This is a genomic window from Leptolyngbya sp. BC1307, assembly GCF_002286735.1.
Taxonomy (GTDB): Bacteria; Cyanobacteriota; Cyanobacteriia; order Phormidesmidales; family Phormidesmidaceae; genus Phormidesmis.
This window is the reverse complement of sequence record NZ_NRTA01000021.1, coordinates 1-26,396: the sequence shown is the minus strand read 5'-3', so window position 1 is coordinate 26,396 and position 26,396 is coordinate 1. Positions and strand designations below refer to the sequence as shown.

Annotated in this window: 22 protein-coding genes and 1 tRNA gene; 14 read left to right on the top strand and 9 right to left on the bottom strand. The window is 53.2% G+C overall.

Annotated elements, in window-relative coordinates; genetic code table 11:
* Positions 1–107: 107 nt before the first annotated feature.
* The gene (locus CKL79_RS12755; RefSeq protein WP_121969960.1) at positions 108–1,079 is read right to left on the bottom strand and encodes an NAD(P)-dependent alcohol dehydrogenase; all 972 of its coding nucleotides are present in this window, start codon (positions 1,077–1,079) and stop codon (positions 108–110) included.
* Positions 1,080–1,227: 148 nt separating this feature from the next.
* Between CKL79_RS12755 and CKL79_RS12750 the strand changes: the two genes are divergently transcribed.
* From CKL79_RS12750 to CKL79_RS12740, 3 genes are all read left to right on the top strand, one after another.
* Complete coding sequence (locus CKL79_RS12750) at positions 1,228–1,896, top strand: TetR/AcrR family transcriptional regulator C-terminal domain-containing protein (RefSeq protein WP_121970001.1); 669 nt, start codon at positions 1,228–1,230, stop codon at positions 1,894–1,896.
* Positions 1,897–2,066: 170 nt separating this feature from the next.
* Positions 2,067–2,570: a MarR family winged helix-turn-helix transcriptional regulator gene (locus tag CKL79_RS12745; protein ID WP_121969959.1), complete on the top strand. Its 504-nt coding sequence runs from the start codon at positions 2,067–2,069 to the stop codon at positions 2,568–2,570.
* A gap of 115 nt (positions 2,571–2,685) precedes the next feature.
* A tRNA-Arg gene (locus tag CKL79_RS12740) sits at positions 2,686–2,759 on the top strand.
* A 19-nt stretch (positions 2,760–2,778) separates the two neighbouring features.
* Here the strand turns inward: CKL79_RS12740 and CKL79_RS12735 are convergent.
* Positions 2,779–3,735 carry a circadian clock protein KaiA gene (locus tag CKL79_RS12735; RefSeq protein ID WP_121969958.1) on the bottom strand — a complete coding sequence of 319 codons (957 nt, stop codon included), beginning with the start codon at positions 3,733–3,735 and terminating at the stop codon, positions 2,779–2,781.
* A gap of 319 nt (positions 3,736–4,054) precedes the next feature.
* Between CKL79_RS12735 and CKL79_RS12730 the strand changes: the two genes are divergently transcribed.
* Complete coding sequence (locus CKL79_RS12730) at positions 4,055–4,474, top strand: c-type cytochrome (protein ID WP_240518842.1); 420 nt, start codon at positions 4,055–4,057, stop codon at positions 4,472–4,474.
* A gap of 14 nt (positions 4,475–4,488) precedes the next feature.
* Here the strand turns inward: CKL79_RS12730 and metH are convergent, their stop codons facing one another.
* Positions 4,489–8,076, bottom strand: a complete 3,588-nt coding sequence (metH, locus tag CKL79_RS12725; protein WP_121969957.1) for a methionine synthase — start codon at positions 8,074–8,076, stop codon at positions 4,489–4,491.
* Positions 8,077–8,338: 262 nt separating this feature from the next.
* Here metH and CKL79_RS12720 point away from each other — a divergent pair, with 262 nt between their 5' ends.
* The 5 genes from CKL79_RS12720 (at position 8,339) to CKL79_RS12700 (ending at position 14,399) form a co-directional block, all read left to right on the top strand.
* Positions 8,339–8,752, top strand: a complete 414-nt coding sequence (locus CKL79_RS12720) for a VOC family protein (protein WP_240518847.1) — start codon at positions 8,339–8,341, stop codon at positions 8,750–8,752.
* A gap of 28 nt (positions 8,753–8,780) precedes the next feature.
* The gene (locus CKL79_RS12715) at positions 8,781–10,244 is read left to right on the top strand and encodes an aminotransferase class I/II-fold pyridoxal phosphate-dependent enzyme (protein WP_121969999.1); all 1,464 of its coding nucleotides are present in this window, start codon (positions 8,781–8,783) and stop codon (positions 10,242–10,244) included.
* Positions 10,245–10,303: 59 nt separating this feature from the next.
* Complete coding sequence (gene cbiT / locus CKL79_RS12710; protein WP_121969955.1) at positions 10,304–10,900, top strand: precorrin-6Y C5,15-methyltransferase subunit CbiT; 597 nt, start codon at positions 10,304–10,306, stop codon at positions 10,898–10,900.
* Positions 10,901–11,253: 353 nt separating this feature from the next.
* A complete protein-coding gene (gene hpsE, locus CKL79_RS12705; RefSeq protein WP_240518840.1) occupies positions 11,254–13,104 on the top strand; it encodes a hormogonium polysaccharide biosynthesis glycosyltransferase HpsE in 1,851 nt (616 codons plus the stop codon).
* A 425-nt stretch (positions 13,105–13,529) separates the two neighbouring features.
* Complete coding sequence (locus tag CKL79_RS12700) at positions 13,530–14,399, top strand: phosphatidate cytidylyltransferase (protein ID WP_121969953.1); 870 nt, start codon at positions 13,530–13,532, stop codon at positions 14,397–14,399.
* Between the two features lie 44 nt (positions 14,400–14,443).
* Here CKL79_RS12700 and CKL79_RS12695 read toward each other — a convergent pair whose 3' ends face one another.
* Entirely contained in the window at positions 14,444–15,229 is a 786-nt protein-coding gene (locus CKL79_RS12695) for a DUF2993 domain-containing protein (protein ID WP_121969952.1), read from the bottom strand.
* Between the two features lie 330 nt (positions 15,230–15,559).
* Here CKL79_RS12695 and CKL79_RS12690 point away from each other — a divergent pair, with 330 nt between their 5' ends.
* Positions 15,560–16,885 carry a DUF4912 domain-containing protein gene (locus CKL79_RS12690; protein WP_121969951.1) on the top strand — a complete coding sequence of 442 codons (1,326 nt, stop codon included), beginning with the start codon at positions 15,560–15,562 and terminating at the stop codon, positions 16,883–16,885.
* 247 nt (positions 16,886–17,132) lie between these two features.
* Here the strand turns inward: CKL79_RS12690 and CKL79_RS22895 are convergent, their stop codons facing one another.
* The 4 genes from CKL79_RS22895 to CKL79_RS12670 form a co-directional block, all read right to left on the bottom strand.
* Entirely contained in the window at positions 17,133–17,267 is a 135-nt protein-coding gene (locus CKL79_RS22895) for an ATP-binding protein (protein WP_276300166.1), read from the bottom strand.
* A 7-nt stretch (positions 17,268–17,274) separates the two neighbouring features.
* Positions 17,275–18,432, bottom strand: a complete 1,158-nt coding sequence (locus CKL79_RS22890) for a GAF domain-containing protein (protein WP_141242204.1) — start codon at positions 18,430–18,432, stop codon at positions 17,275–17,277.
* Positions 18,433–18,620: 188 nt separating this feature from the next.
* Positions 18,621–18,848 (bottom strand): hypothetical protein, encoded by a 228-nt coding sequence (locus CKL79_RS12675; protein ID WP_121969950.1) that lies wholly within the window; start codon positions 18,846–18,848, stop codon positions 18,621–18,623.
* Positions 18,849–19,113: 265 nt separating this feature from the next.
* The gene (locus CKL79_RS12670; RefSeq protein WP_121969949.1) at positions 19,114–20,226 is read right to left on the bottom strand and encodes a hypothetical protein; all 1,113 of its coding nucleotides are present in this window, start codon (positions 20,224–20,226) and stop codon (positions 19,114–19,116) included.
* A 40-nt stretch (positions 20,227–20,266) separates the two neighbouring features.
* Between CKL79_RS12670 and CKL79_RS12665 the strand changes: the two genes are divergently transcribed.
* The 4 genes from CKL79_RS12665 to CKL79_RS23495 all read left to right on the top strand — a co-directional run bounded on the left by CKL79_RS12665 (position 20,267) and on the right by CKL79_RS23495 (position 25,208).
* On the top strand, positions 20,267–23,461 hold the full coding sequence (locus CKL79_RS12665; protein ID WP_121969948.1) for an alpha-mannosidase: 3,195 nt from the start codon (positions 20,267–20,269) through the stop codon (positions 23,459–23,461).
* Positions 23,462–23,704: 243 nt separating this feature from the next.
* Positions 23,705–24,766: a transglycosylase domain-containing protein gene (locus CKL79_RS12660; RefSeq protein WP_205879079.1), complete on the top strand. Its 1,062-nt coding sequence runs from the start codon at positions 23,705–23,707 to the stop codon at positions 24,764–24,766.
* 22 nt (positions 24,767–24,788) lie between these two features.
* Positions 24,789–25,022 (top strand): hypothetical protein, encoded by a 234-nt coding sequence (locus CKL79_RS23500; protein WP_205879078.1) that lies wholly within the window; start codon positions 24,789–24,791, stop codon positions 25,020–25,022.
* 27 nt (positions 25,023–25,049) lie between these two features.
* Positions 25,050–25,208, top strand: coding sequence for a hypothetical protein (locus tag CKL79_RS23495; protein ID WP_205879077.1), 159 nt, complete (start codon positions 25,050–25,052; stop codon positions 25,206–25,208).
* On the opposite strand, the gene CKL79_RS12655 is transcribed toward CKL79_RS23495, so the two are convergent.
* Positions 25,205–26,038, bottom strand: coding sequence for an MOSC domain-containing protein (locus CKL79_RS12655; RefSeq protein WP_121969947.1), 834 nt, complete (start codon positions 26,036–26,038; stop codon positions 25,205–25,207). The genes CKL79_RS23495 and CKL79_RS12655 overlap by 4 nt on opposite strands.
* Positions 26,039–26,396 lie beyond the last annotated feature (358 nt).

Sequence of the window (26,396 nt, the reverse complement as noted above, 5' to 3'; positions counted from 1 at the left end):
GATCCTGGGTGTGCAAATATCTCTATCAGGCTTCATAGGAAGCAGTATCGTTCCTGCTAAGGTCACATGATAAGTGACGAGCGTCATCGGACTGCTAAACAACAATATCAAACACGGATAACAACTTTGCCGCGAACCTGTCTTTGTTCAAGATGTCGAATCGCGGCAGGCACCTCGTTCAGGCTATAAACTCGGTCAATGAAAGGCGCAATCTTTCCAGCTTCTATCAAATCCTTCACAGCAATCAAATCGGCTTGATTGGGTTTTGCCACCAGACATTTCACTTTTCGGCGATGAGGCTTTGAGAACCAAAGTGATAAGAGCATCGCCTGGAATAAACGAGCAATGGAGCCGCCTACCATCACATAGGTGCCCTCAGAACTCAAGGTAGGGAAATAGTCAAAAACTGAGCGGTAAGCCGCTGCATCTAAGATCAGGTCGTACTGCTGGCCGTTTTGGGTAATGTCTTCTTTTGTGTAGTCGATGATGTGATCTGGGTTGAGCGATCGCACCATATCTACCTTACTCGTACTACAGACAGCCGTCACCTCAGCGCCCAGCTCCTTCGCAATCTGTACCGCAAATGAGCCCACGCCACCCGAGGCCCCATTGATCAAAACCCTTTGCCCCGGCTGCACTTGTCCGCAATCGCGCAAACTCTGCAAAGCGGTCACTGCCGCAGCCGGAACAGCGGCAGCTGGCTCGAAGGCTAGCGTCGCGGGCTTTAGCGCTAATGCCGCTGCCGGGACGCAGACATATTCAGCGAAAGCGCCAAATCCATAATCGGAAATATCTCCAAACACCTCATCGCCCGAGCGAAACTGGGTAACGTTTTTGCCCACCGCTTCCACTCGCCCGGCGACATCAAAGCCCAGGGTTTTAATTTTCGGCTTCAGCAGGCCGCCAAACATCAGGCGCAGGAAGAACGGATCGCCAGTCATCAAATGCCAGTCGCCCGCATTGACAGACGCCGCCTCCACCTTCACCAATACACTCTCATCATCGCAAACGGGCTTTGCGACCTCCGCTAGTCGCAAAACATCTGCTGAGCCGTACTCAGACTGGACGATTGCCTTCATCTTGTGAGCCTCTGTCACTTTAGCTATTTTGACTTACGCCGTAAGTTTAGCATACAGTGTAAGTCTGTCAAGATAGATTAAAACCTAGCGCCTCAAAATGGGGATAGGTCTATCTCTATCTGCGGTGAACGACAACGAAAAAATTTCAATGGCAAAGACGAACAATTTAGGCACAAAATCCCGAGTCCCCTTGAGCAAGGAACGGGTGTTGCGCACGGCTATGCATCTGGCTGATGAAGGCGGCATCGAGGTGCTTTCGATGCGAAAGCTGGCTCAAGCGCTCAGTGTCAAAGCAATGTCGCTGTACAACCATGTGGCCAATAAAGATGACATCATAGATGGCATTGTCGATATCGTAGTAAGTGAAATCAAGGTACCTGACCTGAGTATTGACTGGAAAACAGCCATGCGGCAGCGTGCGACCTCAGCTCATGAGGTGCTGTTGCGCCACCCCTGGGCGACGATGCCGCTGGTCTCCCGAATCAATGTTGGCCCAGCGATGCTGCGCTATGTAGATACCACGCTGGGCTGCCTGCTTGAAGCAGGTTTTTCATATGAAATGGCCGATCATGCCTGGAATGTGATCGATAGCCATATCTACGGATTTACGCTTCAGGAACTGAATTTTCCGATAGAGGCAGCAGACTATTCCGCGACGGCCACCGATTACCTACCAATGATTCCGGCTGATAAGTATCCCTACATGAACCTGCTCAGCCATCACGTTGCCGAAGGCCGCTACGATGGCCTTCATGATTTTGAATTTGGGCTCGATATCGTCCTGGATGGACTCGACAGGCTTAGAGATGATAACTAACTGGCGGTTCGCACTCAGCGGTCAGCGACCAAACACTAAAGGTTGCTGATACCGCTGGATGTAGCCTTTGCGGGGAATTACCTCGTTTTGCTAGCAAAATCGGCCTGCGAGTTGTATATTCAACCGTGCGCCCCCGCCGCTGGCTAACTCCTTTTTAACCGACTGCTGCAATGGTCTCGACCGGAGAAATTACTCAAAAGCAAGCCCAAGAAATCGCCCGACAGATGTCACAAGAATGCGTGGCCCGCCGGTTGCGACAGGTCAATCGCACTATTACCCGGCTTTATGACGAAGCCCTCCGCCCCTACGGTCTGACCGTCAACCAGCTGAATATTTTGGCCGTCATCATCAGCGAAACTCAAATTCGCCCCGGTCAGCTCGGGCAAACTCTCGGCATGGAAAAATCTACCGTCAGCCGCACTGTAGACCGGATGGTGAGCAAAGGCTGGCTAAAAATCGCAGCGGGTGAAGATAGCCGCACTCAGCTACTTAGCGTAACCCGTAAAGGCCAGCAGCTCCTACTGACAGTCACCCCCACGTGGGACACTCTGCAAGCAGGCGTTCTCACCTCTGACAGCGGCGACAATATCCTTCAGATGCTTGCCCTCAGTGACGAACCCACCTCGACAGCCGAGGCCGACCAACCGCCCTCGGCAAACGACTTTTACCTTTAAAACTGAGACGGCAGAGCCGAGGCATTTAAATCTGACTATGCTGCATCGGCACAGAGATGATAGAATTTTAACTCTAGACTAGCGGCATTGCTTTTAGCGTGCTTAGCCTAGCCGAGGACATGTAGCTCAGTTGGATAGAGCATCAGATTCCGGTTCTGAGGGTCGGGGGTTCGAATCCCTCCATGTTCGTTAAGTTTACGTGAGAAGACTACATACCTCTGGGGATTGACCGACGGTACATCTCACACAGATGAGCAACGACATCAATCAGCGTGAGCCGGTAGTCTGCCAAAATTTCTTCGTTACGTCCTTCTAACTGTAGCTGCTTAGAAAAATCGTCAATCAGTTCCATATGAATTTCGACAATTTTGGGGACTGACATATCGGCAAAGAAGGCGACGTTGACGAAGTCGTCTATTTTTTGGTTGACTGTGCCGTCGTCAGCAAAGTAGTTCAAGATAATGTGCCGGTAGTCCTGGCGCAGCTTGTCTAAAAATTCGTGATGCTCCGATGCACTCATGTGGCGCAAAAAGTTTCGCTGATTGCGCTTGTAATACACACCGGCATAGCCCAGACGTTCTTGCAGCTTTTCGGTCAGGCGCTGCTGCTGCAAGCTCAGTAAAAACAGGCGTTTATCGCGCTCGTCGGTAGCGCTCTCAGGTTGCTTGGCGGCTTGCGCCTTAGTCTCATCGGTGGGCAACTGTAAGTAGCGCTTGACCGCTAGCCGAATGGCTTCATCGACGCCGTCTAAGTCGTCAATATCGAGAGCAGCAACGGCTTCATGGTAGGAGAACACTCGCTGGCTGACTGACTCGGCGATCGCTTCATCTGCTGCTGCCCTACTGCTGCCTTCTAGAGCGGCTTCAGGCCCGGATATCGGCCCAGTAGAGTCTTCTGAGCGATCAAAACCTGTAGGGTGATCAACTGTCAGCGCTGGCAGCAAGATATCGCGTCGCTTTAGCTCTCGCAAAGCCTGAAATGCTGCTTCTGAGGACTGCACAATCAGGCAGTCGATGCGGTGACGATTGCTGATCACCCAGTCTGTAAAGTCCGTTGCCGACTGACTCCAGCTCACCACAAAACTCTTCTGAGCTAGCAGCTGACGCAGTAGATCAGCCAGGGACTCAGTGGGAACGAAAACACCAATGAGAAACTGTGCAGACAAAGGACTTTCTTAGATCAGCGTGAATGTTAAATCTAGACGAAGCCAGCGGGACCAGGTGAAGGCTAAAAGTATTCAGCCTTTATCTGGCAGGTTACCTATACACTTACGCTGTAGGGATTAGGCCTTGAACTAGCAATATCAGGTTCACAAAGCGTGACCTCAACAAATATTGCTTATTAGGTTTTATTGCTAAATTTACCTATTACTCATTAAGTATATGGTCTAGACGGCTCATCTAAAGCTGAATTTGTAAGCCTCTATCATCCATTGAGTATAGGTATCTCTTTAGAAATTAGTTTTGTAGCAATGGTTTCTTTTTATGCGTGGCTGGCGGGTTTTTGATCTTCTTTTCTCTCATGCGATAGTCGGGCTAATGGTGGGGCTGCTGTGGGTTGCCCAGATCGATCAGGTTGCTGCTCAAGCCTTGGCTGGTCAGTCTGCACCGGTCTCTTTGACTGAGACTACTCAGCCCACCTCAGCCCCTGCAGCGCCACCAGGAGAAGCGCTCTTTAGCCTCAACTGTGCCGGTTGCCATGCCCACGGTGGCAATATTATTCGCCGGGGTAAAAACCTTAAACAAAAGACGCTGGTGCGGCGGGGATATGCAGAGATAGGGGCGATCGCCCACCTCATCACCCAGGGCAAAGGAGCCATGCCGGCCTACGCCGACCGACTGACGGCTGAGGAGATTGAGGCGATCGCTACCTACGTTCTTCAGCAGGCCGAGGCTGGCTGGTAGAAAGTCCTCCTAATCTAGGCGCTAAAGTACTTCGCCGCCGGGTGATACGTCACAATCGCCGTCGTTGACTGCTCAGGATAAAGCTGCTCACTCTCATCCATGTGCATGCCAATCTGACTGACATCTAACAAATCGAGCTGCTTCACCTGATCGCGCATGTTCGGGCAGGCCGGGTAGCCAAAGCTATAGCGCGACCCCTGATAGCGCTGCGCCAGGATATTGCGAATGCCCTCTGGTTCTTGATCGGCGTAACCCAGCTCGCAGCGAATTTTCATGTGCATCCACTCGGCCAGCGCTTCGGCCATCTGCACCGCTAAGCCGTGGTAGTACAGATAGTCGGTGTAGTTATCTTTAGCAAAGAGCTTGGCGGCAAATTCGGTGGCAATATCGCCTACCGTCACCGCCTGCATCGGAAAGACATCGTACTCACCGGGCTGCGCTTGATCTTTTGGCAAAAAGAAGTCAGCAATGCAAAGCCGCCGCATCGAGCGCTGACGCGGAAACTCAAACGAAGTCACTGGTTCACTAGGTTCGCCCCTCTGCGCCGATTTCCAGTCGTACAGGTAAAGCGTATTGCCTTCTGCCAAGCAGGGAAAGTAGCCATAAACCAGCTTCGGGTCCAGCAGCTTTTCATCGACAGCTCGCTGTTTCCAGTGCGTTAAAATCGGCTCTACCTTTTCTGCGAGGAAAGCGTCATACTCTTCGCGGGACTGGCCCTTTGGCTTGCGGAACTGCCATTGCCCGGCGACCAGCGCCTGCATGTCCAGATAGTCAAACAGCTCCGCTAGCGGGATATCTGCTGACTTCAGTGCCTTTGGCCCCCAAAACGGCGGCGTAGGCCGCTCAATATCAATTGCGACATCATCGGAGCGGCGAGTGTCAATAATCGTCGGCTCGGCAGCGGCGATTTCCTCTGGTTCGGGCGCATTATTAACGGCGACTTTTGCCACTCGGCTCATCGGATGATCGTCCGCAAATCCCCCGAGATTGTCCCACTGCGCCGCCTTTTTCGCGGGCATCAGCGCATCCATAAAGTGCAGGTCAGCGAAGGCATCTTTGCCGTAAATCACCCGCCCGTTATACGCATTCTGACAGTCCTCATGGACAAACTTCGGCGTCAGCGCTGCCCCGCCCAAAATCACCGGCACGTTAATGCCATGTTCATTAAAGGTGGCCAGATTGTCCTTCATAAAGGCCGTCGATTTCACCAGCAGTCCGCTCATCGCAATGCAATCGGCATTGTGCTCCTGGTAGGCCGCGATGATGTTGTCCACCGGCTGCTTAATGCCGATATTCACCACCTTGTAGCCGTTGTTAGACAGGATAATATCGACCAGATTTTTACCGATATCATGCACATCGCCCTTTACCGTTGCGATCACCACCGTGCCCTTGCCGCTATTGTCTGACTCAGCCTTGTCCATAAACGGTTCTAAGTGAGCTACCGCTGCTTTCATCGTCTGCGCCGACTGCAGCACAAAGGGAAGCTGCATCTGCCCTGAGCCAAATAGCTCGCCCACCACCTTCATGCCGTCGAGCAAAAAGGTGTTGACTATTTCCAGTGGCGGATACTTCTCTAGCGCTTTAGCGAGCTGATCTTCCAAACCGATGCGCTCGCCGTCAATAATGTGCTGCTTCAGCCGTTCTTCCAACGGCAGATTTTCATCCTGAGTGGTTCTAAGCTGTTTGGTGCTCTTCCCTGCGAACAGTGTCGTCAGTTCACCCAAAGGATCGTAAGTGCAGGCGTCACCCTCGAACTCACGCTTGTCGTAAATCAGATCGCGGCAAATTTTCTGATGCTCAGGGTCAATCTTCGCCAGCGGCAAAATTTTACTGGCGCTGACGATCGCCCCGTCCATTCCCACCGCCATCGCTTCGTTAAGAAACACCGAGTTTAAGACCACGCGCGACGCCGGATTAAGCCCGAAAGAAGCGTTAGAAACGCCCAGCATGATGTGGCAACCGGGCAGATTTTTGCGAATCAGACGAATGCCTTCAAGCGTTTCTCTGGCATTCACCCGGTCTTCTTCAATCCCGGTAGAAATTGGCAGCACCAGCGTGTCAAAAAACAGCTCATAGGGCGGAAAGCCATATTCCACCGCATCCCGGTAGGCCCGCTGCGCAATCTCAAATTTCTTTTGGGCGGTGCGCGCCATGCCATCTTCGTCGATGGTGCCGATCACCACCCCTGCGCCGTAGCGCTTGGCAATTTCTAGCACCTTAAAGAAGCGCTCATCGCCGTCTTCGTAGTTAGTAGAGTTGAGAATGCACTTGCCGCCTGCCACTTTCAGGCCCGCTTCCATTTTTTCCCACTCGGTGGAGTCGAGCATCAGCGGCAGGGTGATGTTGGTGACCAGTCGCGAGACCAGCTCATGCATGTCGCGCACGCCGTCGCGCCCCACGTAGTCCACGTTCACATCTAATATGTGTGCGCCCTCTTTCACCTGAGACTTGGCCAGCGCTACCAGGCCGTCCCAGTCTTCGGCGTTGAGCATTTCCCGGCACTTTTTAGAGCCGCTGGCGTTCAGCCGTTCACCGACAATCAAAAAGGAATTGTCTTGTTCGTAAGGCTGCGGGCTATAGATAGAAGCCGCACCAGGGATGTAGGGCAGGTCGCCGTAAGGGGGGAATTGGGTGCGATCGCCCACCGCTCTTTCCTTCGGCGTCAAATCCTTCGATAGCTCAGCTAACTGCTCAATATGATCGGGCCGCGTGCCGCAGCAGCCGCCGATAATCTGCACGCCCAAATCTTCTACAAAGTGCATCAGCGACATCCGCAGCTCCATCGGCGTCAGTCGGTAGTGTGCCTGACCGCCCACGTTCTCGGGCAGTCCGGCATTCGGCACGCAGGAAATAATAAACGGCGAATTCTCCGATAGATACTTGATATGTTCCTTCATCTCCGCCGGGCCAGTCGCGCAGTTGAGACCCAAGATGTCTATGGAAAAAGGCTCTAAAATCGTCAGGGCCGCGCCAATTTCTGACCCGACCAGCATCGTGCCCTGCTGCTCTACGGTGACCGAAACCATTATCGGCAGGCGACCCTGCCGGCGCTCAAAGACTTCCTCAATCGCATTCAGCGCCGCTTTAATTTGCAGCACGTCCTGACAGGTTTCGACTAGCATCAGATCTACGCCGCCGTCGTAAAGCCCTTCTACCTGCTCGATATAGGCTGTCTTGAGCGTGTCAAAGTCCACATGGCCCAGCGTGGGCAGCTTAGTGCCGGGGCCGATGGAACCGGCGACGAAGCGGGGTTTTTCGGGGGTGGAGTAGTCATCGGCTGCTTTACGGGCGATCGCTGCCGCCTTCCGGTTCAGCTCATAAGCCCGATCTGCCAGGTCATATTCAGCCAATACCAGCGCCGTGCCGCCAAAGGTATCGGTCTCAATCACATCTGCGCCGACTTCCAAAAAGCCCCGGTGCACCTTCTCCACGGCATCGGGCCTGGTTTCGACGAGGTATTCATTGCAGCCCTCATAGTTCGCGCCGCCAAAGTCTTCTGCTGTCAGCTCCTGCATCTGCAAAGAGGTCCCCATCGCGCCGTCGAACACAAGAACCGGACGCTCACGACTTTGCAAACGGTCTAGAAACAGGCTTTTCATAGCGGCGTTAGGATGCGGGTAAGAGGAATATTCAGAATTAGCTTTTCAATTCTTCAGCTCAAATATAAAGCTCCTATTATTATTACTAAAAATCACCTAGCTGCTCAATTAGCGCTCATGAGTGCGATCTCTCCTCACGCATCAACTTCGCTCATAGGCTTACGCTCATCTATAGCTTCTCAAAACTATGACCTTCACCGCCAGTCACCCTAATCAGCCCGCAGCCAGTGCTTCAGAGGCAGCCGTCGGTCTCACACCGGGAATGCTGCGTAGCGTCCATCATATCGCCCTCAACGTGCAGGACATGCAGGCATCCTGTGATTTTTACGGCACGCTTTTAGGTCTGCATCGGCTCACGGGCGAAGAGGTGCCAAAAACCTTGGTCAAGCTGGTTGCCGAGGGCAAAGTCACCAATTTTAGAACGCCTGACGGCACCATTCTTGATCTCTTTTGGGAGCCCGAGCTGACCCCACCGAATCCCGACCCTGAACAGGGCTTTACCCGAGCGAATCATCTGGCTTTTGATATCGCCGCTGACCGCTTCGAGCAGGCAATGGCGCTGCTACGTCAGGCCGATATTGACTTCTCTGGCCCAGTCATTCGGCCTACAGGTCAAGGCATTTACTTCTACGATCCTGATGGCTTTATGATTGAAGTTCGCTGCGACCCGGCCTGATCTTATTCCTCTTAATTCTCAGAAGCCCCTGAAAACATACGCTTTAGACCAGACCGCCACGCCGCTGCTGAGCACTCTACAGCGCTGCGCCGACCGCCCGAACGCAGCTTTCCACACGCCCGGACACAAGCGAGGCCAGGGAATTTCTGCCCGCCAGCAGCAGCTTTTTGGCACTGCCGTATTTCGCGCTGACCTGCCCGAACTGCCCGAACTGGACAATCTCTTTGCTCCTGAAGGCGTGATTTTGGAAGCTCAATGCCTCGCTGCCGATGCCTTTGGCGCTGAGCAGACCTGGTTTTTGGCCAATGGTTCTACCTGCGGGATTGAAGCTGCCATTTTAGCCACCTGCGGCCCCGGCGATAAGCTGATTTTGCCGCGCAATCTTCATAGTTCTGCGGTTTCTGGCCTAATTCTGTCGGGCGCTGTCCCTGTCTACGTATCGCCTACCTACAGCGCGGCGTGGGATATGCCCTTGGGCGTAGCGCCTGAAGCGATCGCCACTGCCCTCACTGCCCACCCAGATGCTAAAGCAGTGCTGCTCGTCTCCCCCACCTATTACGGCGTTTGCTCAGACCTAAAGGCGATCGCTCAGATCACTCACCAGCACGGCATTCCGTTAATCATCGACGAAGCCCACGGCCCCCACTTTGCCTTTCACCCTGAGCTACCCACTACCGCCCTGTCCGCTGGCGCAGATATCGCCGTGCAGTCGGCCCACAAAGTTCTCAGTGCCTTTACCCAATCGGCCTTACTGCATGTGCAAGGCAACCGAATTGATCGCAATCGCCTCACCCAATCCCTCCAGCTCACTCAGTCCACCAGCCCCAGCTATCTGCTGCTAGGCTCCCTGGACGCGGCCCGCCACCAGATGGCGACAGCCGGAACCTCGCTGATGGCTCGCACTCTGGCGCTGGCAGATCAAGCCTGCACCGCCCTGAACGGGTTACCCGGATTGAAAGTTTTGCAGCCTGCCACGGATGGCAGCGGAATTATCGGCGATCGCACCCGTCTCACCATCGATGTCTCAGATCTGGGGATCACCGGCTTCACCGCCGACGACCTACTCCACAATCACCACAACGTCACCGCCGAGCTACCTGCCCTTCGCCACCTGATGTTCATCGTCTCTCTGGGCAACACCACCGCCGACATCACCCAGCTCATCGCCGCCTTTAAGCAGCTCAGCCAGCACCCTTCCCTCCCTCTTCGGCGGCTGAGCATAGCCGAAGTCCCCCCCTCCCCCCTCCCCCCCCCGCTCACGCCCCGCCAAGCCTTCTTCGCCCGCAAAACCCCTCTACCCACTCACCAAACCATCGGCCATATCTGCGCAGAAACCATCTGTCCCTACCCCCCTGGCATTCCCGCCCTGCTCCCCGGCGAACCGATCAGCGCAGCAGCGATCGCCCACTTGCAAGCCATTCTCAGCGCGGGCGGTTGCCTCACAGGCTGCAGCGATCCGTCTCTAAAGACAATGCGCGTGATCCAGCCCTAGCCAATCAGCACTTGATAGGATTCTCTTGCTAGCCGCTTTTCTCAGCCCTCGAAACAAATATGTCTGCACTCTGGCCCTACGTGACCCCCGGCATTCCCGACCAGCTTTTTCAGCAGCTACCCGGCATTCCGCTGACCAAGCGAGAAGTTCGTCTATTGGTAATGGGCTACTTACGGCTCAAGGCCGACGCTCACCTATGGGATATCGGGGCGGGGACAGGCACGATTGCGATTGAGGCGGCGCTGCTCTGCCCTCACGGCAAAGTTACCGCCGTTGAGCGCGACGAAGAGGTCGCTAGCTTGATTCAGACGAATTGCGATCGCTTTGAAGTCAGCAACGTCGATGTGATTTCTGGCAGTGCGCCTGAGTGCCTGCATCAGATCGAGGGCAAACCAAGCTGCATCCTGATCGAGGGCGCACCGCTCAAAGCTACGCTCGAAACCGCCTGGGATAAACTCATCTTCAATGGCCGCATTGTCGTTACCGCCAGTAATTTAGAAGCCCTCTACACCGCTTCAGAAACCTTTGCAGCCTTGCACATGCGCAACATTGAAGTGGCTCAGCCTGCTGTCAACCGTCTAGAAACGCGGGGCAATCGTCAGGTCTTTGCCTCGGTCAATCCGATCTTTGTCATCAGTGGCGACAAGCTGGAGTAAGACGGGTAGTCAAGCAGTTCGCTAACGCTGGTACGCGTTACCAAAACTACTGACCGGTAGACGCCTTCTCCGTGAAACTACTTGCCCGTACAATCACTTGTCCGTGGAATCACTGACCCGTGAAGCTACCTAATTTAAAGGAAGTTTGAAGATGTCACTCAGTCGTGAATCATCATGGATTTTTCATGGTCAAATTACCCCAGTGCAGTGCCTCTAAGGTTGCCATTTACCGTTCCTTCATCACAACTGCTGAACAGTTAAGTTGATATATGCCAAATTTCGGCTCGCTCAGCTCTCTCGCCTCGGGTATTGCTTCTACAAATAGTCACCAGACAGGTACTAGCGCTACACTTTTGCCAATCTCACAAGATACTAAGCAATCCAAAACTTGGTCCGACTTAGCTGAACAGCTTGCCCAACCCCCATTTTTCGATATTACGGTTGCTATTCCGACCCATAATGGCGCTGCGCGACTGCCCCTAGTGCTAGACCAGCTGCGATCGCAGATAGGCACCGACCTGATTAATTGGGAGGTTATTGTCTGCGATAACGGCAGTACTGACGATACGGCTATCGTCGTCCGTAACTATCAAGCTAGCTGGCCAGGCCAGTGGCCGCTGCACTATCGCTTTGCCGCTCAGCAAGGGGCGGCTTTTGCTCGTCAGCGTGCGGTCGAAGTTGCCAGAGGTAGCCTGGTCGCGTTTCTAGACGACGACAACCTTCCGACCGAAAACTGGGTGGCCCAGGTCTACCGGTTTGCGCAGTCTCACCCGCAGGCGAGCGTATTTGGCTCTCAGATTCATGGCCAGTTTGAAACAGAGCTACCTTGTGAACTCACCGATATCAAGTGCTTCTTGGCCATTATCGAGCGCGGTTCTGAGCCGCACCGCTATGAACCTGCCCATAAAATTTTGCCGCCAGCGGCGGGGTTGGTCGTGCGCAAACAGGTATGGCTAGAGTCGGTACCTGCTCGATTGTTTCTCAATAACAAAGGCAAAAGCGCGGGCTTAGCCAGCGAAGACCTAGAAGCCATTCTCTACATTCAAAAATCTGGTCATGAAGTCTGGTACAACCCCGATATGGTGGTGTATCACGACATTCCTAGCGATCGCTTGAATGAAGACTATCTCATCACGCTACTGCGCTGCGTTGGCCTCAGCCGATTTCATATTCGGATGCTCGGCCTGCAGGCTTGGCAGCGGCCTCTAGCGATTCCTGCCTATGTGACAAACGATATTCGTAAGCTGCTGCTGCACAGGCTGCGCTACCCTTCGAGATCGCAACTCAGCGTCGTCGAACACTGCCGTTACGAATTGCTTACCAGCACTCTGGCAAGTCCCTTCTTTTTGCTCAAAAAAGCCTGCAAAGACAGCCTGCAAACCTATCGAGATCAGCTTCAGGGCGATCGCTACTGCCGCATAGATCAGCTCAATCAAGCCTTTGAGCAGAACTTATTTGCGCTTTATCAACAGCCGGTGGTGGCGATCACTGGCGCTGACGTAGATGAGCCTGCTCAGCTGCAGGCAACCGGACACAGAGAACTGCTAATAAGAATGCGTAATGCGGACGATAGCTATGCGCTTCCGGGCAGCTTTTTGCCAACAGCCAAACGACACGGCATGATGCGCGCGCTAGATAGCTGGGTCATTCGCTATGTGTTTGACTGGGCTAGCCAAAGACAAGACGCTAGCCTCACGGGTTCCACTGACCCTGCTTGCTCCCCCCTCTACTCCATCAACCTCTCTCAAGACAGTGTCGCTGATATCAGCTTAGTGCAGCGGATTACCAGTAAGCTGGCACAAACCGATCTGGCTCCCAACCTGTTTTGCTTTGAAGTGACGGCTACGGTGGCCACGACCTGGTCCTTGCAAACCCGTCAGCTAATGGCTGGCCTTCGGCAGTTGGGCTGCCGGGTGACTTTAGACGATGCCACGCTCGGCCAGACGATGATGGCTCTGAATACCGACTTACCGATTGACTATGTCAAATTTACACCGGCGGTCACCCAGCCTACTCGTCGCCCGAGCAGAGGGTTATGGTCGCAGCTACATCAAGCCATGCAAGATAGTTCGGTGCAGGTAATCGCCAAAGGCATAGACTCCGAGGCCACGCTCCAAATGATTCGACGGCAGGGTATTGCCTACGTTCAAGGCTATCAAACCGGGCGACCTCAGCCGCTTCAGGCCGTCGCAATGGGTCAATAGTGCCTCTCCCAGTACCGCTAATCTTCCGATGATTGAGCCCTGATTGGCCGGTAAATCGGCCCGCCCTCGCGTCTTTGGGTCGATGATATCAGCGGAATATGTTGATAGGCTGTTCGCATATAGCGTTACCCGGATGCATTCGGGTAACGCGAGTCACTTGGCCTGTTGCTATGCAAAGGTTTTGCCTGCGTTGCTGTATTCAAGCCAAGTGACCAACGCTATAAATTGGCAACACAAGCGGCATTGCACCGGCTGTCACAGCTTGCTCTCAGAATGCCAGGATCTCTGCGCCAGCGGGCTAGACTTTGCTGTAGTGTTTTATCAACGCCTTCTCGCACTGTGAAAGCCTTACTGTGAAAACTTTACTGTAAAGGCTTTACCGTCAGAACTTGCCGAGAACCTCATTCATCTGAGTTGATACGTCTATGCCCTGGACTCGCATTGCCAGCGGAATTATCGCGATCGCTATTGCCCTCACCCTGATTACGTTAGGCGGGTGGTACTTCACAGTGGGGTTTGGCATAATCGTCTACCTGGGCCAGCTAGAAGTCTTTGACCTAGTGCGCGCCAAAGGTATCAACCCCGCTGCCAAAACCACTCTGATCGTCAGTCAGGTGCTGCTGATTACGGCCCATCTCTCCCCACCTGTTGCCGACGCTATTTTGGCCCTAGCAGGCACCTGCATCTGCTTTTATCTGCTTTTTCAGCCCAAGTTTGCCACCATCGCCGACGTAGCAGCTTCGATTTTGGCCCTGTTTTACGGCGGCTACCTGCCTACTTTTTGGATTCGGCTGAGAGACCTGGGACCCGTCGATTCCGCTAATTTTCTTTGGGGGGGCTATTGGCCGACTAGCTTCAGCTGGTCAGCGTTACCGATTGGGCTGACGGTGACGCTGATTGCGTTTGTCTGTATTTGGGGAGCCGACATCGGAGCCTATGTGTTTGGGCGTGCCTTTGGGCGGACGCCGCTTTCCAGCATTAGCCCTAAAAAAACGGTGGAAGGGGCTATTTTTGGCATGGGAGCCAGCGCCAGTATCGGCATTTTGGGTGCTTGGGCAATGGCCTGGCCGATCTGGTGGCTAACTGGTGCGGCGCTCGGCACGATTATTGGGATCTCCAGCCTGCTAGGCGACCTGACCGAATCGTTAATGAAGCGCGACGCTGGCGTAAAAGATTCGGGGACGCTGATTCCTGGTCATGGCGGCATTTTAGACCGCACCGATAGCTACGTCTTTACAGCGCCGCTGGTTTACTACTTTGTGGTCTATCTGATACCGCTGATCGGTCGCTACTAATTCGTCTGTGCCCGAGTCTCTACCCACGTTTACTAAGGCGTTTGCTAAGGATTGACGCTGAGCTTCCCCTGACACACCAACTGCTGCGGGCTCAGCGTCAGCCGGGTGAGCTGAACGTCTTTCCCTAAATTCCATTGAAATCCATCGAGCGGTTTAATCAGCACGCCTTTGGCTGGATTATTCAGGTCATCTAAGGTTTCTAGCCAGCGGGGAGACTCTAGCCGCAGCAAATTCTCTGAAGCGGTGAGCTGGGTGCCGAGGATGATCGGATTAGCGGCGGTTTCTCCGGGTACCTGGGGGTAGAAGCTCAGCCCAAGACTCTGATCGCCCAGACAAATTTGCGATCGCCCAAAGCTCATATCCGATTGCAGCGGCAGCTGTCCGTAGCGAGCTGCGACAATGGGCACTAGCGCCGGGGTTTGCCGCAAGAGCGATTTCCAAAAGTTCTCTAACCCCTCAGCTAGCAGGGGAGAGACCAGTGAAGCGTTGAGATCGTCAGCTGTCAGCGCCACTTTTCCCAATACCGGAAACTTCCTTAGCAGCCGCAGCGGTTTGCCGCGAATCACCTGCCCCAGGTTAATCCGAATATCCATCGCCGATAGCTGCACCTGGCCGAGACGAATACCCCGGTAAACGGCCTGCTCAGCAGAGACGGTCACTTTGGGCAGATAGCCGGTGAGAATGTCGCGATCGCGCCCCTCTAACTGCAAAGACAGATCGTCTGCCTGCTCTACCTGAGAAAGTAGCCAAAGCCGCACAGCCACCGGCAAAACTCTCCCGATAAGTCGACTGCCGCCAGCGCTGCTGTGAGAATCTGCGTTTTCTCCCATGCCTTTAGTGCTTCCTCTCTTTTTGCTGGCCTTATTATCGACTGAATCAGCGCTATCTCAGGAATGGTTTAGAAGACGGATGCCAAACTGCGCCTGCGGGATCGAGTACAGATCCCACTTATGTCATGATTTAATGACTTTTTGATCCCGAAACCCTGTAGATCGGCGTGCTTTTGGCATAAATAGGCAGGTTTTCTTGATCCCCATACAGCTTTTTGTCATATTATGACGACATTGATCCCGAAAGTGATCCCAGTGCTATGCCCTCTAGAGGCATCTGCGGACTTCCACGGGATCACGATTGCCCTTCAGCTAGGAGAACAGCCGATTATGTCATCCCCTACACCCAACATTCCGCTAGAGGAAATGACGCTGCGCCAGCTCCGCAGAGTTGCTAGCGAATACGAAGTCTCACGCTACAGCCGGATGCGTAAGGTGGAACTAGTGGCTGCCATTAAGCAAAAGCAGATAGCAGCAGGCGTGCGTACACCCGTCGCCGCCGCTGTAGATGGACAAACAGAGGCGGAAGCGGCTAAGTATGCCAATCCGGCACAGGGTTATATGCAGCCATCAAATCAAGCCGTTGGCCAGTTAGAAAGTAGCCATAGCAGCGCCGGTACAGCCGTCGCCATGCCGACAGCGGCCAGACCAGATATGGCAGCGCTAGCGACGGTGGATGATAACCTCAGCGAATTGCCGAGTGGCTATGGCGAAAGCCGGATTGTGTTGCTTACTAGAGACCCGCAGTGGGCTTACGCTTACTGGGATATTCCCAATGAGCACAAGCAGTCGCTTCGCGATCAGGGCGGTAGCCGCCTGGCCTTGCGGTTTTACGATGTCACCGATATTGATATCAACAGTCAGAGCCCGCACAGCCTGCAGCAGTACGAATGTGGGGAGATGGTGCGGGAATGGTATTTGCCGGTGCCAGTAAGCGATCGCGATTACACCGTAGAAATTGGCTATATCTGTGACGATGGTCGCTGGTTGGTGCTGACGCGCTCGGCTTCTATGCGAATTCCACCGGTTTACCCCTCCGACTGGGTAGAAGATCAGTTCCTCACCATCGAATGGCAAGCAGGTCTACAAAGCCGCACCTTTACCCAGCTAGTCTCGCCTACCCAAAGAGCAGGAGCAGCCGGACAGGCCGCCGGACTGACTGGTGAAAATCCGCTTTACAACGAAATGGTTGCTCGCGCTCAGTCACTTGAGGCGCAGCGGATAGCGGGGTCTTTGTTTGGCTCTATGCAGCAGGTGCCTGAGCAAGCGGTTAGTTCTTTTGTCTTTCCGTCTGGCGCTGGGCTGTGGGCACTGCCAACAGCTTCTGGCATCAATATGTCTGGCGCTGGACTATTTGCTTCTGCGCCCCCGGTTAAGCCTCGCAAGTTCTGGCTGATAGCGGACGCTGAGCTAATCGTATACGGTGCGACTGAGCCAGATGCGACGGTCACCATCGACGGTCAGCCAATCACGCTCAATGCCGATGGCACTTTCCGGTTCCAAATGTCTTTCCAAGATGGCGTGCTGCGCTATCCGGTTGTGGCAGTGGCTAAAGACGGCGAGCAAACCCGCTCTATCCATATGGACTTTGAGCGGCAAACGCTATCACGCAATACCAACACCAAAGCAGAAGCCGTAGAAGAGTGGTTTGTATAAGGTATAGCCGTCCGCAACGAAAAGCAAAAAGGGGTACTACTCAGTGAACTAAAGCGGTTCCCGGATGCATCTGGGGACCGCTTTAGTTGAGCAATTTTTAGCACTCGTAACCTGAGACTTCTTGAAAACGAACAGGTAAGGGGCACTGTCGTCGCTATACAGCAGCTGGCAGTCGTACTGGAATTGTGATCACAAACTGGGTGCCAATGCCTTCTTCAGAGAAGCATTCAATCTGGCCATGATGTTTCTAAACTACTATCTGATAGCTAATCGCCATCCCCATACCGGTGCCTTTTCCGACCGCTTTCGTCGTGAAGAAGGGATCAAAAATTCGATCTTTAATCGCGGGTGGAATCCCCGTACCGTTGTCAGTGAGGCTAATGACAATATTATCGGCGCAGGCTTCGGTACGCAGCGTTATCTGGGTCGCGAATATAGTTTTCTACATGCCTGAGATTGCCATGAATGAAACCCACTGGGTTGTTGATTTCGTGGGCGATGCCTGCCACCATCTGTCCCAGGCTGGACATTTTTTCAGTTTGGATAAGCTGTGCCTGGGCTCGCTTTAGCGCTTGAACATTTTCCTCCAACTGGTGAGCTTTTTCTCTGGCCTCTGCAGCGCTGCTTTCAGTCTGGGCAAATAGCGTTGACTGATGAATGGCAACACCGACCTGACCTGCTAAAGTGAGCAGCAAATTAATCTCATTATCTTCCCAGTCCCTCGGCTTTGAGCATTGGTGGGCAATGAGCAGTCCCCAGAGGGTGTCTTGTACTAGAATAGGCACGGTCAAACTGGCCTGTACCTGGAGAATTTGCAGATAGTCGCTGTAATGCGCGTCAAGGTCTGCAGTGGTGAGATTGGGGAGGGCTCGAATCTGACCCTCCTGATACTGTTCGATATATTGATGATGAAATCTTCCGTTCATCCCGGCATTGCCCAGGATGGAGTAACCACTCTCAGTCACAGATTCTACGGCAACCTGGTCATTCCCGTCTAAGTCGAAGCGGTAGATGAATACCCGGTCAGCGGAGAATAGCTGTCGCACCTCATTGACTGTGATTTGCTGAATGGATTCTAATTCTAATGACTGGCGAATTTGAGTTGAGATTTGGTTCAATAGTTCTCCCTGCTTGGCCAGATTTTGAAACTTTTCTACGGACTGTTTCAGCAGATCTTCAGAAATTTTACGCTCGGTAATGTCTTCGATGGTGCCCAGCAGGCCAACGACGTTGCCTTCGGTGTCGTGCAAGGGAAATTTGCTAGTTTCTCGCCAGCTCAGCTCGCCATTGGCCTGACGTTGAGATTGCTCGATCCGTAGCATGGGCGTATCGGTCTCCATCACTTTGCGATCGCACATCGCATACCAGTCTTTTTGCTCTGAGGTCCAGGGCAGGTCGTTATCGGTGATGCCTACAACATTGTTTGGATCGCCCAGTCCTGCCATTTCGGCCCAGCGACGGTTGCTACCTAAGTACATGCAGTCTCGATTTTTCCAGAAAATGTACTGGGGAATGCTGTCGAGCACAATCTGCATAAATTCGGCCATTTCATAGGTCGGCGTTGCTTCGACGTTGTTGCGATTGCCGGTATTTTTTTTTTACTTTTCCGTCAAAGTGATACGAGGCTGAGCGGGAGTGAGTAGACGGCAAGTTTGCCAGTGAAGCGGTCTCTAATCCTGGCATTTCAACACCAACAAGAGCAGTCATGGGAGCGGCAGGCGGCGCGATCGCCCGGCTAATACGCTCTGAGGTCAGCCGGTTGATCTGCCATCTGCGCCAGCGCCGAATCTGTTTTACCCACCAAGGTTTCAGCAGAACACTGCAGGATTTCAGTCAGCGCTGGACTGACGGCGCGGTATCGGCAATCGCTCCCATAGCAGGCCATAATCTCAATCGTTTGACTGACTAAATGCTGGAAGTCACACTTAAAATCTGAGGCAGCGACAGCTTTTAGAACGTTCATGAACGGTTGCTTAAAATTTTGCAGCGTAACTAAATATCAGACCAATCTGCGCATATGATTCCCAATGAATAAGGGAAATAGGGTTCTCAAAAATCAGAACTCGCGAGTACTAGCCTGTTGGAGTATGGTTCTAGAAAAGTAATTTGATGCTGCCATCATCTTTAGATTACTTTATGTAGCCATGAGCTAACTGTTCTCAATAGAGGGAAGTCATTCGATGGCTTTCTTTTTTGCGCCAGGGCTTAGTCGCTTATGGCAAGAATCATCAAGATCCCGACGACGATAGCCAAGACTTCAGCGTCTGCCAGTGAGTTTCTAACCACAGCAAAATCTGATCCATCCACTTCAGCAGCTTTTCTAACGGGTGCTCAATATAGCTCGCAGCCAAGACATCTGCTTCCCAGTCTGCTGTGCTGGCGCTGCCCACGGACTTTACTGCTGATGTAATTGGTCTATGTGCGGGCAAGGCACACTGTAAATTTGAAGCCGCTTCTATAAGCGCAGGCCCAGGCGCTAGTCTCGGTTTGGGCGATGAATCTGACAGTCTGCCAGAACCGCTAGATAGCTTAGGAATACGGCTGCTAAAACGCTTAGACCGCTTTTGCCGCTGAGCAACGGTCTTGAGCACCTCAATCCAAAATAGGAGCACAGGCTGCATCAGACCGCGAGACTGACCCGGCAGTACTTTGGCCGTTGGGTTGGGAGTAAAAGCCGCTGATGTGCCAGCCTGAAAAGAGCTGCGTTTGGGATAGCCGCCGCTGATGAGCCGGGCTATCTGCTCCCAAAGCTGCTGCTGCTGCGCTACGCTCAGACCGCGCCACACAAGGGTATGGCCCAAGACGAGGACGAGCGATCGCGTCTCTAAGTCACTGGCGATCGCGGTAATCCGACCCGTCATGCAGGCACCTGCCTCGGCAGTAGAGAGACCAGTAGATAGATCGTCCGACTGACTGCGCATTGCCCGCAGCAGCTTTACCTGCACAGGAGAAAGACAAGCACCAACGGCCATCAGCGTTTGCGCCATTAATAATGATGTCTCTGAACTGCTTGCAGGCCCCACGTTCGGCGAGGGCTCAAGTGCAGTAGGAAGCGCATCAAAGTCCGAAAAGTCTATCAGCTCGTTCGTACCTGCATCCGACCCGAATAGACGGCCAGATAAACGCATATTATTGACAGACTGTTTGAGCCTTTGCCCGGCCAATCGAGACGCCTTAACCAGGGCGTACACTGGAAACACGGTCAGGGCGACGCCTAAACTCACGCCCAGCGTCGCCGTCCCTCGGGCCTGACGAACAGCGCGGCGATGCCGATCCCTGCCGCGCCGATACTGACTGATCGCAAACCGTAATAAATTACTTTGATATGGGCTAGAAGTCATGTCATTTGCCCCCTCGCTGCTCTAAATTCTAACGGAAGTTATGGCCTCTGCCGACGTTAATCTCGCCATTCCCTCAGCCCTCCAAGCCAATCTTGACCGCCTGCGTCAGCTTAATACTCAGAGTATTCAAGCCAATTGGCGGCAGCATTCTCAAGAAATCGCCCTGGCAGACATTTTTACAACCAACGCGCCTATTGCTGCTCTAAACGACCGCCAGCATATCGCTTGGGAGCGCGGTCGTCATATTCTCTGGCTTTATCAGACGATTACGGTACCGTCTGATTTTCACGGTTATCCCTTGGCGGGCATGAGTTTGCGGCTCGGGCTGACCTGGTGGGCTGATGAGGCGCAGATCTATGTCGATGGGCACTTAGTGCAGACAGGAGACTTGTTTGAATGCTTCACCCGCATTTGCTTGAGCCCTGGCGTCATGGCAGGTCAGACGTTTCAAATAGCCCTGCGGCTGGTTAGCCCCGGTCATGACGAGGGGGCGTTAGTGCGATCGCATCTTTTCTACGAATTACCCGACGCTTCACCCACACCCGAGCCCAGCTTTGTCGCTGACGAACTCACCGTTTTAGCAACCCTTGAACCTGCCTGCCAAACCCAGATACAGACCGCCCTCTCTCAGCTAGCTTGGAGCAGCTTAACTAAGGCTGCAACCGTTCAAGATCTGGCAAACCACCCTTTTCAACAGTCTCTTGCTCAACTGAGAGCAAACCTTATCCCTTTAGCGGCGACGCTCAAACAGCGACAGATTCAATGCGTTGGTCATGCCCATCTCGACATGGCCTGGCTGTGGCCGGTTGCCGACACCTGGGACGCTGCTGAACGCACTTTTCGATCTGTTCTAGATTTACAGAAAGATTTCCCCACTCTTACCTACACGCATTCCAGCCCAGCTCTCTTCGCATGGCTAGAGCGCAACCGCCCTGAACTATTTAAGCAAATTCAGCAAAAAGTTTCAGAGGGTAGCTGGAGCATTGACGCCGGGCTTTGGATCGAGCCTGAATTTAATTTGGTTAGTGGAGAAGCGATCGCTCGTCACCTGCTCTACGGTCAGCGCTACTGCCAGGAAAAATTTGGCCAAATCAGCAAAATCGCCTGGCTGCCTGACTCCTTCGGCTTTTGCTGGCAACTGCCCCAACTGCTCACCCAAGGCGGTATCGAAACCTTTGCCACCCTCAAACTCTCCTGGAATGACACCACTGAATTCCCGCATCAGCTCTTTTGGTGGCAATCTCCCGACGGTAGCCGCATCCTCAGCCTTATGCTCCCCCCCATCGGCTCCGACATCGATCCTGTAAAAATGTCCGCTCATGCCAAAAAGTGGGAGGACAGCACCGGGATACCCAATACCCTGTGGCTGCCTGGCTTAGGCGATCATGGCGGCGGCCCCACCCGCGACATGCTCGAAAAAGCGCAGCGCTGGGAAAAGTCACCCTTCTTCCCCCAGCTAACATTCATCACTCCTAACACCTACATCGACAATCTTCCCCTGCCCCCTTCCCCTCTTTCCACCTGGAACAACGAACTCTACCTGGAACTCCACCGAGGCTGCTACACCACCCACGCCGATCAAAAACAGCAAAACCGCCGCTGCGAAGACTTGCTATATCAGGCTGAAGTATTCGCGACTATTGCCCAGCTCACGGCCAGCCAGCCTTATCCCAAAGCTGATTTAGAAGCGGCTTGGAAGGCGCTACTGTTCAATCAATTTCACGATATTTTGCCGGGTACAGCTATTCCTGAAGTGTTTGTCGATGCCAATCAGGGTTGGCAGAAAGTTAGCGACATTGGGCAGCGCGTTTTAGGAGAGAGCATTGGGGCGATCGCCAGCCAAATTAATCTCTCCCAGCCGCCTCATCCAAAAGCTAAACCTATCGTCATATTTAATTCACTCAGCTGGCCCCGTAGCTCAGTCATCACTCTGCCAATCTCAGAGACATCTGATAAGCTGTCTCCCAACTGGGCTATCTATAATTCAGAGAACCAATCAATCCCTTGTCAGACAAGCTCTACAGTTCGTTCAGGACAGGCTGTTTGCAACGTGTCTTTCTCAGCCGATATTCCTGCTGTTGGCTATCAGTCCTTTTGGCTATGTCCTGGCGATCGCCCTACTCATGCTCTGCAACTAGAACAATATATTTTAGAAAACGAATTTCTCAAAGCAACCCTCGATCCTAAAACAGGATGTATTGCTAGCCTGGTAGAAAAGATCACCCAGACAGAAGCCCTTAGCGCCTCCAGCAACCAGCTCCAGGCATTTCAAGACAAAGGCCAATATTGGGACGCCTGGAATATCGATCCGGACTATGCAAATCATCCCCTACCAGCCCCCAAACTGCAGTCTATTCGCTGGCTCGAAAACGGTGACATCTATCAAAGACTAAGGGTTACCTACCAGTTTCAACAATCGACCATTAGCCATATCTACAGTCTTGAAATAGGTACTCCCTATCTAAAAATCGAAACTGATATCGATTGGCAAGAAACCCAAGTTCTCCTAAAAACAAACTTCTCTTTTACTGTCTCCTCAGAAACAGCTACCTACGAAATCCCGTTTGGGGCCATTCGCAGAATCACCCGCCCACAGACCACCGCCGAAAAAGCTCAGTGGGAAGTACCTGCGCTGCGGTGGGCCGATATCGGCAGCCCAGATTTTGGCGTCAGCATCCTGACTGACTGCAAACACGGCTTTGACGCTGGCCCAAGCCACCTGCGGCTTACTCTCCTCAAGTCTCCTATCTGGCCAGATCCTTCTGCTGACAAAGGCCATCACCATTTCACCTACGCTATTTACCCTCATTCGGGTACCTGGCAATCAGCTCGCACCGTCCACCATGCTCGCGAACTGAATATTCCGCCTATTGTCTATCAAGGACAGCCCAAACAGTTAGATCAAAGCCTGAAAAAAGGGGCGCACAGCTTTCTACAAATCCACAATCCCAACCTAATTCTCTCTGCGCTCAAGCCTGCAGAATCAGATCCCAACGAATTTGTCCTGCGCTGTTACGAAGCGCATGGTGAAAGTGCAGTTTTAGCGAGCAGCCAGACGCTCGGGCTTGGTGAGTTTGCGAGTTTGGAAAGTGATGGTCGCGCCATACCCAACCCAATTCACACAAACCTCCTCGAAATGCCTACCGCAAATGAGTATCCTACTCATATCAAGCCCTGGCAAATCAGCACCTACCGACTTAGCAGACTGACCGACTTAGCAGACTGTAAGAGTTAAGGTTTCTGGGTCAAATTACTCTGAGTACGTTGCTCTGAGTACGTTTAAGAATGAGAATCATGATTAACTTTTAATACATTTCAAGGGTCATTATTGACTAATCCCATAGTTGAACCATGCCCAAGAACGGTGGCGGCAATAGTCTCATGGCTCTTGCGACACTGGGTCGGTCCATCCGTCGATGCCTTGCTGTTCAGCGCGGGGAGCCTGTCAAAGCGTCACTGGCTCGATAAAATGTAGGTCATGAACAGACTGTATAAGCGAGCTCAATCGCCTCATCATCTCTGGCAGCGGCGGCTGTTAGGGCTACTAGCGCGCATTATAGTCATCCGGTTTATTCCGTCTCTGGTTCCGATTCGAGCGGTTGATATTGCGCAGAATCAGCTCGCGGTGGAGTTTAGCGATCGACATGGTCTCCGCTTAGGCACAATTCTCACCCGCGATCAGGAACATACAGCAGTTGTCCCTTTAGCACAGGTATCACCCAGCTTTATCCAGGCAATTCTCTCGGCTGAAGATCAGCGGTTTTACCGGCATGGGCCGCTGGATTTGCGAGCGGTGGGGCGATCGCTCCTAGAAGCTGCTCAGGCTCGTGAAATTGTCAGCGGGGCTTCGACGATTACGATGCAGCTCGCCAGAATGCTGGAGTCTGCGCCTCGAACGCTGGCGCATAAAGCCAGTGAGGTCTGGCTGTCCTGGCGCTTGGCAGCGGGAATGAGTAAAGATGACATTTTGGCCGCTTATATTAACCGCCTGCCGATGGGCAGCAATATCTACGGGGTAGAGGCGGCGGCGCAGGTTTACTTTGGCATTCCGGCCTCGGAGCTGAATCTGGCCCAGGCGAGTTTGCTGGCAGCACTGCCGAATAACCCGGTGGATTTAGACCCTTATTTTCACTGGCAGGCGCTGAAGCAGCGGCAGGGCTATGTGCTCAGCCGCATGGTGGCCGATGGCGCTTTGAATCTGCAGCAGGCTCAGCGGGTGGCTGGAGAGCAGGTAGATTTGCAGCAGCGATCGCCGGGCATTCAGGCCGCGCCCCACTTTCTCTTTTGGCTGGCTGAGCAACTGCCGGACGCCCACCCTGCCAAACTACAAACAACTCTCGATTTGCCCCTGCAAAATTTTGTACAGGCGCAGGTTCAACAGATTGTACAGTCGCTGGCGACTAAAAATCTCTGGGGTGATGGGAGCCGCGCCGCTGTGGCAGCGAATTCTGTTGCATCTGCACGAAAAGCAAGATCCGCAGAACTTTCCGCCCCTGACCGACTGGGAGAAACGACCGATTTGTGCGATTTCTGGGCGTAAGCCAACTGCCGACTGTACGACGGTGGTAGAAGAGTATTTTGCGCCCGATGATCTGGCGGACTATGACCATTCAGCCGATCAGCCCTTTGAGCTACCGCCGGAGTATGACGAGTGGCTAGCGAGTCAACCTGAGGCGGCTTTGACGACCGGCGAGCTAAGAATTTTGACGCCGCGTGAGGATGCTTATTTTGTGGCAGCGGATGCGGCCCGGCTAGCGTTTAAGATTGCGGCACCAGCGGGCGAGGCAGTGGAGTGACGGCTGAACGGTCGGCCTTTGGAGACTGTGGCTGAGCATGAAGTTTTTTGGCCGATGGAGCTAGGAAATTGGGTGCTGGAAGTGAAGAGTGGAGAGTTGAGCGATCGCGTTCACTTCCAGGTGCGATCGCCTGACGATTCGACCGAAAGACCGGGGTTCTCAGCCATCAGTCCGAGTGAGGATTAACTTGAAGCGATCGCCTCGATCCAGACAGAATCTCCTTTGCGAATTGTGCCCGCCTGCATGACCGACAGCCGAATCCCAGCAATCACATCGTTGTGCTGTGCGGTCGTTCGTAAGATATCGAGATCATGCGGCAGTCCCTGCTGTGGCAGCGTTGTGACCACGCACCGAGGACAGGCCGTATCTACCTTGAGCGTCACAGAATCTCCGATTGAGAGAACGCAGCCAATCCAATTCTGCTCGACAAAGTCTGCCTGCTCAGCCTGCGTATCAATTAACAAGTTAGGCCGAAAACGACAGGGATCAAACTCACCGGCTGGATAGAGCGCTTTGAGTCGTTCGAGAGTGGCTACGGTCAGGGCGTGAATGGGGCAAGAATCGAAAAAGGTGCCGGGCGGCATCAATAGCTCGGTGACGGTGTCTCGGTGGGGGGTCCCTTCTACATCGGGCCAATACTGATCCAAGCTGGGGGTTTCAGGGACAGAAGAGAGAAACTGTACGTCTCTTTCAATCCAGCCGGAGAGTATCGCATCGATGTCGGGTTGGGCGCTCGTCACGGTCGTGCCATTTGAGAGAGAAATCTGCACAGCGGGGATGGGCTCACTGACCTGGGGCATTTTCTCAAGCGTTGCCTGACAGTTCAGCAAATCAGCCCATTTTTTAGGATTTTTGGCGCTGGCCACCCGGCTTGTTTTCATATCCCAAAGGGCGTAAGCGCGATCGCCCAGCAGCCCTCCCTCCCCAATCTCTGACAATTCTAAAGCTTCACCCTGCATCGACTTGACCGGATAGCGCCAGAGCGTCTTAAGGGTTCCGACAAATGTTCGCTCCACAAATAGATTCCTATAGTTATGATCTGACGACAGACCCTATCACGAGGATTTCATCTCAGCAGTAGCGATGCTTACGGATTACCTGTACCCACGACACCGTCATTATCTTCAGAGTCACCGATGCTGAAATATAGCGGTTCTTGCTCGCGTGAGGTACATTCAAACCTTTGGCTCAAGTTGCCTCGCTCAATAATTCGCAAGTTATTAATTGCAGAATTTGGGTACGGAGTTTCATCTGACTGTCGCTTCAACGCTGCCGGGTATACTCTAGACGCTTGATATATGGACATTCTTGAAGGATTGAAAGTTTAAGGATAACAATGTTTTCAAAGCCTTTTTGTGAGTAGTATCAGCCTGT